The sequence below is a fragment of the Sphingomonas corticis genome, assembly GCF_012035195.1.
Taxonomy (GTDB): Bacteria; Pseudomonadota; Alphaproteobacteria; order Sphingomonadales; family Sphingomonadaceae; genus Sphingomonas; species Sphingomonas corticis.
On record NZ_JAAVJH010000001.1, the window covers coordinates 417,315 to 432,132 of the forward strand.

A 14,818-nucleotide genomic window follows, 5' to 3' on the forward strand; every position below is an offset into this window, starting at 1 on the left:
CCTTCCTCTCCCAAGGGAGAGGAGAAAGAGGTTGAAAATGAACGAACTGACCAATTTCGCCAATCCGCTCGCGAAGCCGGAGACCTTCGACCAGATCCAGATCGGGATCGCGTCGCCGGACAAGATCCGCAGCTGGTCCTTCGGCGAGATCAAGAAGCCCGAGACGATCAACTATCGCACGTTCAAGCCCGAGCGTGACGGCCTGTTCTGCGCGCGCATCTTCGGTCCGATCAAGGACTATGAATGCCTGTGCGGCAAGTACAAGCGCATGAAGTACAAGGGCATCGTCTGCGAGAAGTGCGGTGTCGAGGTCACCGTCTCGAAGGTCCGCCGCGAGCGGATGGGCCATATCGAGCTGGCCGCGCCCGTCGCGCACATCTGGTTCCTGAAGTCGCTGCCCTCGCGCATCGGCCTGCTGCTCGACATGCAGCTCAAGCAGCTGGAGCGCGTGCTCTACTTCGAGGCCTATATCGTCATCGAGCCGGGCCTGACGCCGCTGGAAAAGTACCAGCTGCTGACCGAGGACGAGCTGCTCGAGGCGCAGGACGAATATGGTGAGGACGCCTTCTCCGCCGGCATCGGCGCCGAGGCCGTGCGCATCATGCTGGAGAACCTCGACCTGGAGGGCGAGAAGACCCAGCTGCTGGAAGAGCTGGCGACGACCAAGTCGGAGCTGAAGCCCAAGAAGATCATCAAGCGGCTGAAGGTCGTCGAGAGCTTCCTCGAGTCGGGCAACCGGCCCGAGTGGATGATCCTCGAGGTCGTGCCGGTCATCCCGCCCGAGCTGCGCCCGCTGGTGCCGCTGGACGGCGGCCGCTTCGCGACGTCCGACCTGAACGACCTGTACCGCCGCGTCATCAACCGCAACAACCGCCTGAAGCGGCTGATGGAGCTGCGCGCGCCGGACATCATCGTGCGCAACGAGAAGCGGATGTTGCAGGAAGCGGTCGACGCGCTGTTCGACAACGGCCGCCGCGGCCGCACGATCACGGGTGCCAACAAGCGTCCGCTCAAGTCGCTGTCCGACATGCTGAAGGGCAAGCAGGGCCGCTTCCGCCAGAATCTGCTCGGCAAGCGCGTCGACTATTCGGGCCGTTCGGTCATCGTGACCGGGCCGGAGCTGAAGCTGCACCAGTGCGGCCTGCCCAAGAAGATGGCGCTCGAGCTGTTCAAGCCGTTCATCTACGCGCGCCTCGACGCCAAGGGCCTCAGCATGACGCTGAAGCAGGCCAAGAAGTGGGTGGAGAAGGAGCGCAAGGAAGTCTGGGACATCCTGGACGAGGTGATCCGCGAGCATCCCGTGCTGCTCAACCGCGCGCCGACGCTGCACCGCCTGGGCATCCAGGCGTTCGAGCCGGTGCTGATCGAGGGCAAGGCGATCCAGCTGCACCCGCTGGTCTGCTCCGCGTTCAACGCCGACTTCGACGGCGACCAGATGGCCGTGCACGTGCCGCTGAGCCTCGAGGCGCAGCTGGAAGCGCGCGTCCTGATGATGTCGACGAACAACATCCTGTCCCCGGCGAACGGCAAGCCGATCATCGTGCCGTCGCAGGACATGGTCCTCGGCCTCTACTACCTCTCGATGATGAAGGAGAAGGAGCCGGGCGAAGGCATGCTGCTGGCCGACATGGCGGAGGTGCACCAGGCGCTGAACTCCGGCGCGGTGACGCTGCACACCAAGGTCATCAGCCGCGTTCCCCAGACGGACGAGAACGGCAAGCAGTACCTGAAGCGCTTCGAGACGACGCCGGGCCGCATGCTGCTGGGCGAGACGCTGCCGAAGAGCCACAAGGTGCCGTTCGACGTCGTCAACCGCCTGCTGACGAAGAAGGACGTCGGCGACGTGATCGACGAGGTCTATCGTCACACGGGGCAGAAGGAGACGGTGCTGTTCGCCGACGCCATCATGGCGCTGGGCTTCCGCCACGCGTTCAAGGCGGGCATCTCGTTCGGCAAGGACGACATGATCATCGCGCCGGACAAGGACAAGCTGGTCGACGAGACCCGCGAGCAGGTGAAGGATTACGAGCAGCAGTATCAGGACGGCCTGATCACGCAGCAGGAGAAGTACAACAAGGTGATCGACGCCTGGTCGCGCTGCGGCGATCAGGTCGCGAACTCGATGATGAACGAGATCAAGGCGGTCCGCCATTACGAGGACGGCGATGACGCCGGCCGCGAGAAGCCGATCAACTCGATCTACATGATGGCGCACTCGGGTGCCCGCGGCTCGCAGGCGCAGATCAAGCAGCTGGCGGGGATGCGCGGCCTGATGGCCAAGCCGTCGGGCGAGATCATCGAGACGCCGATCATCTCGAACTTCAAGGAAGGCCTGACGGTCCTCGAATATTTCAACTCCACCCACGGCGCCCGCAAGGGTCTCGCGGACACGGCGTTGAAGACGGCGAACTCGGGTTATCTCACCCGCCGTCTCGTCGACGTGTCGCAGGACTGCGTCATCATCGAGGACGATTGCGGCACCGAGCGCGCGCTGGAGATGAAGGCGATCGTGCAGGGCGGATCGACCATCGCCTCGCTCGGCGAGCGCATCCTGGGCCGCACCACGGCCGAGGACGTGGTCGACGCGAAGTCGGGCGAGGTGGCGATCCCGTCGGGCACCTTGCTGGACGAGCCGATGGTGGCGCGGATCGAGGCGCTGGGCATCCAGGCGATGAAGATCCGCTCGCCGCTGGTCTGCGAGAGCAAGATCGGCGTCTGCGGCAAGTGCTACGGGCGTGACCTCGCGCGCGGCACTCCGGTGAACATCGGCGAGGCCGTGGGCGTCATCGCGGCGCAGTCGATCGGCGAGCCGGGCACGCAGCTGACGATGCGGACCTTCCACATTGGCGGCGCGGCGCAGCTGAACGAGCAGTCCAACCTGGAAGCGCCGGTCGACGGCACGGTCGAGTTCCGCGACCTGCGCCTGATCGAGGACCAGCGCGGCCGCCGCGTGGTGCTGAGCCGCTCGGGCGAGATCGCGATCGTCGACATGGACGGTCGCGAGCTGGCGGTGCACAAGATCCCCTACGGCGCCTACGTCATGTTCGATGATGGCCACATCATCAGCAAGGGCGACCGCATGGCGGAGTGGGACCCGTTCACCATGCCGGTCATCACCGAGACCGGCGGCACGGTAAAGTTCCAGGACCTCATCGAGGGCAAGACGCTGACCGAGCAGGTCGACGAGGCGACGGGCATCGCCCAGCGCGTCGTTACCGAGTTCCGCGCCTCGGCACGGAGCAAGGAGGATCTGCGCCCGCGCATGACGCTGCTGGACGAGGGTTCGGGCGAGGCCGCACGCTACATGCTGGCGGCGGGCGCGGTGCTCTCCGTGGAGGACAATGCGACGGTGCAGGCGGGCGACGTGCTCGCTCGCGTCGCCCGCGAGTCCGCCAAGACCCGCGACATCACCGGCGGCCTGCCGCGCGTCGCCGAGCTGTTCGAGGCGCGCGTTCCCAAGGACTCGGCGATCATCGCCAAGGTCTCGGGCCGCGTCGTGTTCGGCAAGGACTATAAGGCGAAGCGCAAGATCGGCATCCAGCCCGAGGATGGCGGCGAGGTGGTCGAGTATCTCGTCCCCAAGTCGAAGGTGATCGACGTTCAGGAAGGCGACTACGTCAAGCGTGGCGACAACCTGATCGGCGGCTCGCCCGATCCGCACGACATCCTGGAGACGATGGGCGTGGAGCCGCTGGCGGAGTATCTCGTCAGCGAGATCCAGGAAGTCTATCGACTGCAGGGCGTGAAGATCAACGACAAGCACATCGAGGTGATCGTCCGCCAGATGCTGCAGAAGGTGGAGATCACCGACGGCGGCGACACCACGCTGCTGAAGGGCGAGCAGGTCGACCGCGAGGCGATGGACGAGGTGAACGCGAAGCTGGAGAAGAACCAGCAGCCGGCGCAGGGCAAGCCCGTCCTGCTCGGCATCACCAAGGCCAGCCTGCAGACGCGCAGCTTCATCTCGGCGGCGTCGTTCCAGGAGACCACCCGCGTCCTCACCGAGGCGGCGGTCCAGGGCAAGCAGGACACGCTGATGGGCCTGAAGGAGAACGTTATCGTTGGCCGCCTGATCCCGGCGGGCACCGGTGCGGGCATGAACCGCCTGCGCGTGGCGGCCTCGTCGCGCGACGCGGCGCTGCGCGTCCAGCAGCGCAAGCTGCAGGAGGCGATGATCCTGGCCGGCACCGCCAGCGAGGTGAAGGCGGCCGAAGACGCGCGCAGCCCGCGCGACGACACCGGCACGGGCAGCGATCCGCTGGCCGAGGTGGTGCCGTCGGGCAGCGGCACCGATGCCGATGCGGGCGAGTATCTGAACGACTGATCCACCGACCTCGGTGGAGAACGAGGGCCGTCGATCCTGCAGGATCGGCGGCCCTTCGTCGTTGATGCGCCCCGTAGAGACAAGGTTCCGGTCGGCCCTTCACCTTCATAAGCATGCTTATTATATGTGCACGCATGACGGAATCGATCGGCTTCCTCCTCTCCGACACCTCCCGCCTCCTCCGGCGCCGCTTCGACGAGCGCGCGCGGGCGATCGGGGTCACGCGCCCGCAATGGCGCGCGCTGACCGCGCTCAGCCGCGCCGAGGGCATCAACCAGGGCGCGCTGGCCGAGCGGCTGGAGGTGGAGCCCATCACGCTGTGCCGGATGGTCGACCGGCTGGCGGAAGCGGATCTGGTCGAGCGTCGCCGCGATCCCGGCGACCGGCGGGCGTGGCGCATCTTCCTCACCGACCGCTCGCGCCCGCTGCTCGACGAACTGCGCGGGATCGGCGGAGACGTGATCGAACGCGCGCTGGACGGGATGGACGAGGCCGACCGCGAGGCCCTGGTCCGCGCGCTGGAGCGCATACGCGAGAATCTGTCCGCCGAGACGAAGGAGGCTGCGCATGGCTGACGCCGACCCGCATCGCGCGCCCGTGGTCGATGCCAACGCCCCCGCGGCCGACGTTCCGAGCCTGACGCCCGACGCCGCCGCGCTGCCGCGCCGCCGCTGGGTGCGGCTGGCGCTGCTGCTCGGCGTGCCCCTGCTGATCGCGCTGGTGGGCGGCTGGTTCTACCTGACGTCGGGCCGCTACGTGTCGACCGACAACGCCTATGTGCGGCAGGACATGGTCTCCGTCAGTCCCGACGTGTCGGGCCGCATCGTCGCGGTCAACGTGCGCGAGAACCAGGGGGTGAAGGCGGGCGACGTCCTGTTCCGCATCGATCCCGAGCCGTTTCGCATCGCGCTGGCGCAGGCCGACGCGGCACTGGCGGAGGCGCGCGTCGACCTGGCGACGAAGGCGACCGACACCGGGGGCGCGGCGGCGGACCTGCAGAGCGCCAGCGCGGACCTGACGCTGGCGCAGGCGACGTACCAGCGGCAGGACGCGCTGATGCAGCGCGGCTTCACCACCCGCGCCTCCTTCGACGCCGCGACGCAGGCGGTGGCCGCCGCTCGCGCCCGGGTCGCCGCGGCGCAGGCGAGCGCGGCGCGCGCGCGCCAGCAGCTCGGCTCCGGCAATGCCGCGGGCACGCCCGCCGCGATCCAGGCGGCACAGGCACGCCGCGCCCAGGCCGCGCTGAACCTGGAACGCACGGTCGTCCGCGCCCCCACGGATGGTGTGGTCAGCCAGACCAGCCGGTTGCAGGTAGGCAACATCACGCCGTCCGGCGTCCCCGCGCTCAGCCTGGTCGCCAGCCAGGCGGCGTGGGTCGAGGCGAACTTCAAGGAGACCGACCTCGACCACATGCGCGTCGGCCAGTCGGTCGACATTGAGCTGGACGCCTATCCCGAACTCGACATCCACGGCCGCGTGCAGTCGATCGGGGCGGGCACGGGGTCCGAGTTCTCCGTGCTGCCGGCGCAGAATGCGAGCGGCAATTGGGTGAAGGTGACGCAACGCGTGCCCGTGCGCATCGCGATCGAGGGCCGTCCGCCACGTGCGCTGATCGCGGGACTTTCCGCGGACGTGAAGGTGGATACGGGCGAGCGCTGATGGCGACGGCCGCCGGTTCCGTGCGGGCTGCGCCGGTGGAGGGCCGCCCCCTCCTGCCCGTGCGCAACCGCGGGCTGCTGACCGTCGGCGTCATGGGCGCGATGGTGATGCAGATCCTGGACACGACGATCGCCAACGTCGCGTTGCCGCACATGCAGACGTCGCTGGGCGCCACCGTGGATACGGTCACCTGGGTGCTGACGAGCTACATCGTCGCCACCGCCATCGCGCTGCCCGCCACCGGCTGGCTTTCCGACCGGATCGGCAGCCGCAACCTGTTCCTCGTGTCCGTCGGCGGCTTCGTCATCGCGTCGATGCTCTGCGGCATCGCCACCAGCCTGCCGGAGATGGTCGCCTTCCGCGTGCTGCAAGGCATCTGCGCCGCCTTCATCAACCCGCTGTCGCAGACGGCCATGCTCGACATCAACCCGCCCGAGCGCGCCGCGAAGGCGATGAGCGTGTGGGGCATGGGCGTGATGGTGGGGCCGATCATGGGGCCGGTGATCGGCGGCTTCCTGACGGAGAATTACGACTGGCGCTGGGTGTTCTACGTCAACGTGCCGGTCGGCGTGCTGACCTTCGCGATCCTCTGGTTCCTCCTGCCCTCTCGCGAGAAGGCGCAGCGGTCGTTCGACTATGCCGGCTTCGTCTACGTCGGCGTGGCGGTGGCCGCGTTCCAGCTGATGCTCGACCGCGGGCAGAGCGAGGATTGGTTCGAGAGCTGGGAGATCGTCGCCGAGGGCCTCGTCGCCGCCGCCGCCGCGTGGATGGCGGTGGTCCACCTGACGACGGCACCGCGCCCGCTGTTCGATCGCGCGCTGTTCCACAACCGCAACCTGGTGATGGGCATGATCTTCATGGTCGTCGTCGGCATCTCCACCATGGCGCCGATGGCGCTGCTGCCGCCGATGCTCCAGCAATTGTTCGGCTATCCCGTGATCGACACCGGCATGATGATGGCGCCGCGCGGCGTCGGCGTGCTGTTCACCATGTGGCTGGCGGGGCAGATGATGGGGAAGGTGGACACGCGGATCGTCATCATGACGGGCCTCGTCATCTTCGCCTGGTCACTGCGGATGATGGCGAACTACTCGTTGGAGATGGATTACTGGCCGGTGGTGAGCGCGGGGTTCATCCAGGGGCTGGGCATGGGGCTGGTCTTCATGCCGCTGAACGCCCTCGCCTTCGCGACACTGGACGGCAAGTACCGGACCGACGGGGCGAGCATCCTGAACCTGATGCGGTCGATCGGCCAGTCGGCGGGGATCTCGATGGTGACGGTGCTCCTGGCCCGCAACATCCAGACCAGCCACGCCGACCTCGCCGCCCACGTGACCGCGAACACGATCCCCGCGGTCAACCTGGCGCAGATCGACCGGTTCGGCAGCCTGTCCGACGCGACGCTGGGCATGGCGGACGCGATGGTGAACCGGCAGGCGGCCATGATCGCCTATATCGACGACTTCTATCTGATGGCCTGGATCTCGATCGCGGTGGTGCCGCTGGTGCTCCTGCTGAGGAAGCCCAGGGGCAAGGTGGAGGTGGTGCATTCCGAGTGAGGCGTCTGCGTGCGGCAGCCTGCCTCCGCTGAACCGCCTTCGTTCAGGCCGATCGAAGCCCAAGGCGACACGCGTGCGGCATTGCTTCGACTTCGCTCAGCATGAACGGATGCGGCTGCTCCCGGCTCGCTGATCGGCAGAACATTCGGACGGGCACCAGAGCGGCACCCGCCCTCGATCACCGACTCGCTACGCCTTCTTGAGGTGCCGCCGCCCCAGCAGCTCGGCGATCTGCACCGCGTTCAGCGCCGCGCCCTTGCGCAGATTGTCGCTGACGCACCACAGCGCGAGGCCGTTCTCCACCGTCGGATCCTCGCGCACGCGGCTGACGTAGGTCGCGTCGTCGCCCGCGCTCTCGATCGGCGTGACGTATCCGCCGTCCTCGCGCTTGTCGACCAGCATCACGCCGGGCGCCTCGCGCAGGATCTTCTGCGCGTCCTCGGCGGAAAGCTCGTTCTCGAACTCGACGTTCAGCGCCTCGGAATGGCCGACGAACACGGGCACGCGCACGCAGGTGGCGACGACCTTGATCTTCGGATCGAGGATCTTCTTCGTCTCGACCACCATCTTCCACTCTTCCTTGGTCGACCCGTCGTCCAGGAAGCTATCGATGTGCGGGATCACGTTGAAGGCGATCTGCTTGGTGAACTTCTTCGGCTCCGCGGGATCGCCGACGAAGATGTTGCGGCTCTGTTCGAACAGCTCGTCCATGCCGGTCTTTCCCGCGCCCGACACCGACTGGTAGGTCGCGACGACCACGCGCCGGATCGTCGCGGCGTCGTGCAGCGGCTTCAGCGCGACCACCATCTGCGCGGTGGAGCAATTGGGATTGGCGATGATGTTCTTCGCGCGGTAGCCGTCGATCGCGGCCGCGTTCACCTCCGGCACGATCAGCGGCACGTCCGGATCCATACGGTAGAGCGAGGAATTGTCGATCACGGTGCACCCGGCGGCGGCGAACTTGGGCGCGTAGACCTTCGTCGCCTCGCTGCCGATCGCGAACAGCGCCATGTCCCAGCCGGCGGGATCGAAATGCTCGATGTTCTTCACCGTCAGCATCCGGCCGGTGTCGCCGTATTCGATCTGGTCGCCGGTGGAGCGCGAGGAGGCGAGGACGGCGATCTCGTCCGCCGGAAACTGCCGCTCCGCCAGGATGTTCACCATCTCGCGTCCGACATTGCCCGTCGCCCCGGCGACCACGATACGATAACCCATGCTGCTTCCCCGTGCGAACTGTGCCGCGCTCCTAGGCCGCGGGCACGCGGATGGGAAGCGCGCGGCGCTTTGGCCGGGTAAAGCCGCGGTTGCCGGTCGGCCGCATCCGCACTCGGTCCACCGCCTCGGGCCTTTCGCAGGCACGGAAAGATGATACACCCGGGCGATGAACGGGGGACTGGCGATCGTCGAGACGCGCGCAACCGAGGCGTATGAGGAGCAGGCGGAGGCACAGCCCTTCGCCGAGCCCGCGCCCGTATTCAACGAGGATCTGCCCGAAGGCGGCGCGCGGCGCCGCGCCGTCGGGATCGCGGCGGTCGTGCTGTCGCTCGCGTGGGTCGGCGCGCTGCTGTGGCTGGCGCGCGACGACCTGGCCTTCATGTCCGCACTCGGCGTGGCGCAGCTCGGCGCCGCGGCGGCGACCGTGCCTGCCCTCGCCGGCATCCTGTGGCTGGTCGCGCTGCGCACCAGCACGGCGGAGGCGCGCCGCTTCGCCGCCAGCGCCCATGCAATGCGCGTGGAGGCGCAGGCGCTGGAGAGCACGGTCGCGATCCTGGGCGACGCGGTGGAGGAACGCCGCCAGCAGCTTGCCGAGCAGGTGCGGCTGCTGACCGCGCTGGGCGATGCCGCCACCAACCGGCTCGCCACCATCGGCCGCGGCCTGTCCGAGGAGATCGACCAGGCGGACGTCCACGCCCGCGCGCTCGCCGCCGCGGCGGAACGGACGCAGGCACAGCTCGACGTGCTGGTCACCAGCCTGCCGCGCGCGCACGACGAAACCCGGTCGCTGACCGAGGCGATGGAGCGCGCCGGACTCGCCGCCGGGGAACGCACCGCCGCGCTTGATGCGCAGGTCGCGGCGCTGGCCGCGCGCGGTCGGGAGGCGGAGACGATCGCCAGCGGCGCGGCGGAGAAGCTGGCCGCGCACATGGCGCGCATGGACGCTACCGGCGCCGCCGCGGGGGCGAAGCTGGAAACGGTGACGCAGGACGCCGCCGCCGCGGTGGACGCGCTGCTGGACCGCACCGCCCACGCCATCGACCAGTCGCGTCAGGGCATCGCCGCGCAGGGCGACGCGATGCTGGCGATGATCGGCGCCAATCAGTCGGCGCTGGACCAGGCGGCGCGCGAGAGCGCCGAGGCGCTCGCCGAGCGGATCAGCCTGATCGAGATCGTGATCGAGCGGATCGCCGCGCGGCTCGACGCGCAGCGCGAGAGCGGGCGCGGGCTGTTCGACGAGCTGGACGAGGCGACCTCGCGGCTCGACCGCCGCTTCTCGGCGCTGAGCGAGGCGGGCGCGGAGCGGACGCAGGCGCTGGCCGCCTCGGTTAGCGCGCTGGGCAGCAGCGCGGAGGCGATGGCCTCGTCGCTGGACGCCGGGCTCGCCGCGGGCGAGCGCTCGATCGCCTCCGCCGAACTGCTGCTCACCGCGCTGGACGCCGCGGTGCGCGAGATGGACGAGACGCTGCCCGACGCGATCCAGCGGCTGGAAGCGCGCGTCGCGCAGTCGCGACAGGTGGTGGTCGCCGCCAAACCCGAACTGCTGGCGCTCGTCACCGCGGCGGAGAGTACGCACGACGCGATCGAGGCGGTGGCGCAGGTCGTGTCCGATCAGCGGCGGCAGGTCGACACCATGTCGCAGACCCTGCTCGATTCGCTGGCGCAGGGCCGCGACCGCGCCGACGCGATCGGCGCCGCGGTGGGCGAGGCCGCGCGCCAAGCCGACGACCTTTCGGAACAGGCCGCGCCACGCCTGATCGAGGCGCTGCTGCGCGTGCGCGAGACCGCAGCCGCCGCGGCGGAGCACGCGCGCGAGGCACTGGCCCGCGTCATCCCCGAAGCGGCAGAGGCGCTGGAGCAGGCGAGCGCGGCGGCGGTGATCCGCGCGACCGAGCACGGAGTCGAGCCGCAGGTCCGGCAGATCGCCACTGCGGCGGAAGAGGCGGTGGCCTCCGCCGCGCGCGCCGCCGAGCGGCTCGATCGCCAGCTGCACGGGATTGAGGCGACGATTGCGCTGGTCGACCAGCGGCTGGAGGAGGAGCGCGAGGCGCGCGAGGAGACGGACAGCTTCGCCCGCCGCGCCTCGCTGCTGATCGAGGCGTTAAATTCCGCCTCGATCGACCTGACGCGCACCTTCGCACCGGAGATTTCCGACAGCGCCTGGGCCGCATACCTGAAGGGCGACCGCGGCGTCTTCACCCGGCGCGCGGTGCGGCTGCTGGACGGCAGCGAGCAGCGCGACGTCGCCAGCCTCTACGACCGTGACACCGCCTTCCGCGAGCAGGTGAACCGCTACATCCACGATTTCGAGGCGATGCTGCGCACCATTCTGGCGCAGCGCGACGGCTCGCCGCTGGGCGTGACGCTGCTGTCCAGCGACATGGGCAAGCTGTACGTCGCACTGGCGCAGGCGATCGAGCGGCTGCGCTGACTGACGCGCCAGCCGCGCGGCCTCTTTCCCCCTCGAACTAATCGGAGACGCGGAGGTTCAGGCGGCGCGGATCACTACACGTCGCACGACCGATCAGTCGGCGACCTCCACCGGCCCGGCCCAGTCGAACTGGCTGGGCGCGATCCAGCCGTATTCGTAATTGGCGACGAACAGCCCGAACAGGACCGTCGCGACCGCCGTGGTCCGCAGCAGCACCCTCTTCAGCGAGAAGGTGTGCGGGGCGCTCTCCGCCTGTCCCGGCACCAGCGCCGCGCCCGCCTCCCCCGACGTCTTCACGCCGAAGGGGAGGACGAGGAACACCGAGAACGCCCAGAAGAGGATGTAGATCGCGACCAGCGAGGTCCAGCGCATGGCGTCAGACCTGCACGATCACCACGTCCACCACCGGCTTCTTGCCGGTCCAGCGCGTCGCGAGGCGGCGCACGGCGAGGCGGACGTCCTCGCGCAGCCGCTCCCGGTCGCGCGGGGGCCCGCGCATCGCCTCGCTGGCGGCGTCGACCGCGTCGGCCAGGAAGGTGTCGCGCTCGTCCTCCACCGGCACGCCCTGCACGCGCACCTCCGGGATACCGCCGGCGCGCCCGTTGCGGTCCACGCCGATGCCGACGGAGATCTGCCCGTTCACCGCGATCCGGCGCCGCTCGTTGATCGTGCCGCCGTCCGCCGGCAGGATCACGTCGCCGTCCAGCACCAACCGGCCGATCGGCGCGTCGCCGATCTTCTGCGGTCCGTCGGGCGCGATTCGCACGATGTGACCGTCGGTCTGTACCAGCGCACGCGGGATGCCGTTGGCGAGGCCGAAGCGCGCGTGCTCCTTCAGGTGCCGCATCTCGCCGTGGACGGGCAGCAGCGCCTGCGGGCGCATCCATCCGTACATCTTCAGGAGTTCGGGCCGGCCGGGATGGCCGGAGACGTGGACGTGCGCCTGCTTCTCCGTCACCATCTCCACCCCCGCGGCGGCGAGCTGGTTCTGGATACGGCCGATCGCCACCTCGTTGCCGGGGATCTGCTTGGACGAGAAGACGACCGTGTCGCCCTCCGCCAGCTTGATCGGGTGCGATCCGTCGGCGATGCGCGCCAGCGCCGCCCGCGGCTCGCCCTGACCGCCGGTGGCGACGATCAGCACCTTGCCCCGCGGCATCCGCATCGCGGCGTCCATGTCCACCGTCTCGGGAAAGTCCTTCAGATAGCCGGTGGCGCGCGCCACGCGCAGGATGCGGTCGAGCGAGCGCCCGGTTACGCAGATCGCGCGGCCGGTCTCCTTCGCGACGCGGCCCAGCGTCGCGAGACGCCCGGCGTTGGACGCGAAGGTGGTGACGAGCACGCGACCCTTCGCCTTGTTTACCGTCGACAGCAGGCCGTCGTAGACGCTCGCCTCGCTGCCCGAGGCCTCCGCGTTGAAGACGTTGGTCGAATCGCAGACCAGCACGTCGATGCCGCGGTCGCCGATCGCGGTCAGCTCCTCCGGTGAGGCGGGCGTGCCGATCACCGGGTCCTTGTCCAGCTTCCAGTCGCCGGTGTGGAACACGCGCGCGGCGGGAGTCTCGATGACCAGCCCGTTCGCCTCGGGAATGGAGTGCGCCAGCGGCACCAGCTCCAGCTTGAACGGGCCGACTTCGAAGGAGCGGCCGGCCTTCACCAGCTTCAGCTTGACCCGATCCTCAATCCGCTCCTCCTCCAGTTTTCCGCGGATCAGCCCGGCGGTGAAGGGAGTGGCGTAGAGCGGGACGCCCAGGTCCTCGATCAGATACGGCAGCGCGCCGATATGGTCCTCGTGACCGTGCGTGATGACCACGCCGACCAGATCGTCGATGCGCTCCTCGATGAAGCGCAGGTCGGGCAGGATCACGTCGATGCCGGGATAGGCGCCATCGGCGAACGTCACGCCGCAGTCGACCATCAGCCACTTGCCGGCATGGCCGTACAACGTGACGTTCATGCCGATCTCACCGGAGCCGCCGAGGGCGCAGAAGAGCAGTTCGTTATCGCGGGGGGTCATTACATTCCTTGGATTGTCGGTGTTCGTTGGCGCGGACGTCGCGCGGGCGGAGCGCCTCGCGGCGCAGGAATCTCAGGCACCGATATGGGCGCGCTCGGCCATGATCGCCAGCCCCTGGATCGTCAGGTCCGGTTCGATCGCGTCGAAGGCGTCGCTGTGCCGCTCGAACAAGGTGGCGAGGCCACCGGTGGCGATCACCTTCACCGGACGGCCGACCTCGCGCTTCATGCGCGCGACCAGCCCCTCGATCATCGCGATATAGCCCCAGTAGATGCCGATGTTCATCTGGTCCACCGTGTTGCGGCCGATGACGGAGGCGGTTGCGGGCGCCTCGATCGCGATGCGGGGCAGCTTGGCGGCGGCGGCGACCAGCGCGTCGAGCGACAGGTTGATGCCGGGGGCGATGATGCCGCCCTTGTAGGCGCCGGAATAGTCGGAGAAGTCGAGGGTCGTCGCGGTGCCGAAATCGATGACGATCAGGTCGCCGGGGTGCAGCGCGTGCGCCGCGATCGTGTTCACCGCGCGATCGGCACCCAGCGACGCGGGCTCGTCCACGTCGATCGTCACGCCCCATTCCACCGGCGCGCGTCCCGCGATCAGCGCGTCGGTGCGGAAATACTTGCTCGCCAGGACTTCGAGATTGTGCAGCGCGCGCGGCACCACGGTGGAGACGATGACGGCGTGCACGTCGTCGCGCGTGAAGCCCTCGAGCTGGAGCAGCTGGCTCAGCCATACCGCATATTCGTCCGCGGTGCGGCGCGGATCGGTGGCGATACGCCAGCGCGCCTTGATCTCACGGCCGTCGACCAGCGCGAAGACCACGTTGGTGTTGCCGGCGTCGATCGCAAGCAGCATCGCTCCCCTCCCCTTCAGATCAGGAAAATGTCGCCGGCGTGGATGGCACGATGCGTGCCGTCGGCCAAGCGCAGGACGAGCGCACCGGCCGGATCGAGCGCGGCGAAGACGCCCTCCACGCTCTCCCCGTCGGGCAGCCGGGCGACCAGCGGCGTGCCGGGGGGATGCGCGCGCTCGCTCCAGCGCGCGACGACCGGGGCGAGCCCGTCGCGTCGCCACAGGTGGAGCCAGGCGGCGGTGAGATCGGCGAGGTGAGAGAGGAACGCGGCGGCGTCAACCGCGGCGCCCTCCGCCGCCAGGCTGGTGGTCGCGCGATCGGCCAGCGCGGGATGATGCGCCACGTTGACGCCGACGCCGATCACCACCCAGTCGTCCGCGCGTTCCAGCAGGATGCCGGAGAGCTTCGCGCCGGCGATCAGCAGGTCGTTGGGCCATTTCAGCGCGAGCTGACGCGTGCGCGCGGGCGGCAGCGCCAGCCGCACGGCCTCTTCCAGCGCGACCGCGGCGACCAGGGCCAGCGTGGCGGCGGGCGGATCACCCGCGGAGAGGCGGACGAGCGTGCTGGCGAAGAGGTTGCCCGCGGGCGAATCCCACGCGCGGCCCTGTCTTCCCTTCCCCGCGGTCTGCCGCCCGGCGCGCAGCCACAGCCCGTCCTCACCCGATCCTGCACGGGCGAGCGCCAGGAGATCGGCGTTGGTCGATCCGGTCTCCGCGACGGTCAGGATGCGGGGCATCGTTGCAGCCTCTCCGCACCGTTC

At 69.1% G+C, this 14,818-nt stretch carries 10 protein-coding genes; 5 read left to right on the forward strand and 5 right to left on the reverse strand.

From position 1 onward, the window contains the following. Positions 1-37 precede the first annotated feature (37 nt). The 4 genes from rpoC to HBH26_RS02210 all read left to right on the forward strand — a co-directional run bounded on the left by rpoC (position 38) and on the right by HBH26_RS02210 (position 7,542). Entirely contained in the window at positions 38-4,324 is a 4,287-nt protein-coding gene (rpoC, locus tag HBH26_RS02195; RefSeq protein ID WP_168132928.1) for a DNA-directed RNA polymerase subunit beta', read from the forward strand. A gap of 134 nt (positions 4,325-4,458) precedes the next feature. Further along, on the forward strand, positions 4,459-4,899 hold the full coding sequence (locus HBH26_RS02200; protein WP_168132929.1) for a MarR family winged helix-turn-helix transcriptional regulator: 441 nt from the start codon (positions 4,459-4,461) through the stop codon (positions 4,897-4,899). Continuing rightward, complete coding sequence (locus HBH26_RS02205) at positions 4,892-5,983, forward strand: HlyD family secretion protein (protein ID WP_168132930.1); 1,092 nt, start codon at positions 4,892-4,894, stop codon at positions 5,981-5,983. The genes HBH26_RS02200 and HBH26_RS02205 overlap by 8 nt, the downstream gene beginning before the upstream one ends. After that, positions 5,983-7,542: a DHA2 family efflux MFS transporter permease subunit gene (locus HBH26_RS02210; RefSeq protein WP_168132931.1), complete on the forward strand. Its 1,560-nt coding sequence runs from the start codon at positions 5,983-5,985 to the stop codon at positions 7,540-7,542. Before HBH26_RS02205 ends, HBH26_RS02210 begins: the two co-directional genes overlap by 1 nt. A gap of 189 nt (positions 7,543-7,731) precedes the next feature. Here the strand turns inward: HBH26_RS02210 and HBH26_RS02215 are convergent, their stop codons facing one another. Further along, positions 7,732-8,757, reverse strand: a complete 1,026-nt coding sequence (locus HBH26_RS02215) for an aspartate-semialdehyde dehydrogenase (RefSeq protein WP_168132932.1) — start codon at positions 8,755-8,757, stop codon at positions 7,732-7,734. 166 nt (positions 8,758-8,923) lie between these two features. On the opposite strand from HBH26_RS02215, the gene HBH26_RS02220 reads away from it, so the two are divergent. Continuing rightward, positions 8,924-11,188, forward strand: a complete 2,265-nt coding sequence (locus HBH26_RS02220; protein WP_168132933.1) for a coiled-coil domain-containing protein — start codon at positions 8,924-8,926, stop codon at positions 11,186-11,188. 93 nt (positions 11,189-11,281) lie between these two features. On the opposite strand, the gene HBH26_RS02225 is transcribed toward HBH26_RS02220, so the two are convergent. The 4 genes from HBH26_RS02225 to HBH26_RS02240 all read right to left on the reverse strand — a co-directional run bounded on the left by HBH26_RS02225 (position 11,282) and on the right by HBH26_RS02240 (position 14,794). Then, positions 11,282-11,560, reverse strand: a complete 279-nt coding sequence (locus HBH26_RS02225; RefSeq protein WP_168132934.1) for a DUF1467 family protein — start codon at positions 11,558-11,560, stop codon at positions 11,282-11,284. 4 nt (positions 11,561-11,564) lie between these two features. Next, on the reverse strand, positions 11,565-13,205 hold the full coding sequence (locus HBH26_RS02230; protein ID WP_168132935.1) for a ribonuclease J: 1,641 nt from the start codon (positions 13,203-13,205) through the stop codon (positions 11,565-11,567). A 72-nt stretch (positions 13,206-13,277) separates the two neighbouring features. After that, positions 13,278-14,060: a type III pantothenate kinase gene (locus HBH26_RS02235; RefSeq protein ID WP_168132936.1), complete on the reverse strand. Its 783-nt coding sequence runs from the start codon at positions 14,058-14,060 to the stop codon at positions 13,278-13,280. Positions 14,061-14,074: 14 nt separating this feature from the next. Further along, positions 14,075-14,794 (reverse strand): biotin--[acetyl-CoA-carboxylase] ligase, encoded by a 720-nt coding sequence (locus HBH26_RS02240; protein ID WP_168132937.1) that lies wholly within the window; start codon positions 14,792-14,794, stop codon positions 14,075-14,077. Positions 14,795-14,818 lie beyond the last annotated feature (24 nt).

Excerpts from the sequence above, each read along its gene's own strand:
- rpoC (WP_168132928.1), top strand. The coding sequence starts at position 38 with ATGAACGAACTGACCAATTTCGCCAATCCGCTCGCGAAGCCGGAGACC.
- HBH26_RS02200 (WP_168132929.1), top strand. The coding sequence starts at position 4,459 with ATGACGGAATCGATCGGCTTCCTCCTCTCCGACACCTCCCGCCTCCTC.
- HBH26_RS02205 (WP_168132930.1), top strand. The coding sequence starts at position 4,892 with ATGGCTGACGCCGACCCGCATCGCGCGCCCGTGGTCGATGCCAACGCC.
- HBH26_RS02210 (WP_168132931.1), top strand. The coding sequence starts at position 5,983 with ATGGCGACGGCCGCCGGTTCCGTGCGGGCTGCGCCGGTGGAGGGCCGC.
- HBH26_RS02215 (WP_168132932.1), bottom strand. The coding sequence starts at position 8,757 with ATGGGTTATCGTATCGTGGTCGCCGGGGCGACGGGCAATGTCGGACGC.
- HBH26_RS02220 (WP_168132933.1), top strand. The coding sequence starts at position 8,924 with ATGAACGGGGGACTGGCGATCGTCGAGACGCGCGCAACCGAGGCGTAT.
- HBH26_RS02225 (WP_168132934.1), bottom strand. The coding sequence starts at position 11,560 with ATGCGCTGGACCTCGCTGGTCGCGATCTACATCCTCTTCTGGGCGTTC.
- HBH26_RS02230 (WP_168132935.1), bottom strand. The coding sequence starts at position 13,205 with ATGACCCCCCGCGATAACGAACTGCTCTTCTGCGCCCTCGGCGGCTCC.
- HBH26_RS02235 (WP_168132936.1), bottom strand. The coding sequence starts at position 14,060 with ATGCTGCTTGCGATCGACGCCGGCAACACCAACGTGGTCTTCGCGCTG.
- HBH26_RS02240 (WP_168132937.1), bottom strand. The coding sequence starts at position 14,794 with ATGCCCCGCATCCTGACCGTCGCGGAGACCGGATCGACCAACGCCGAT.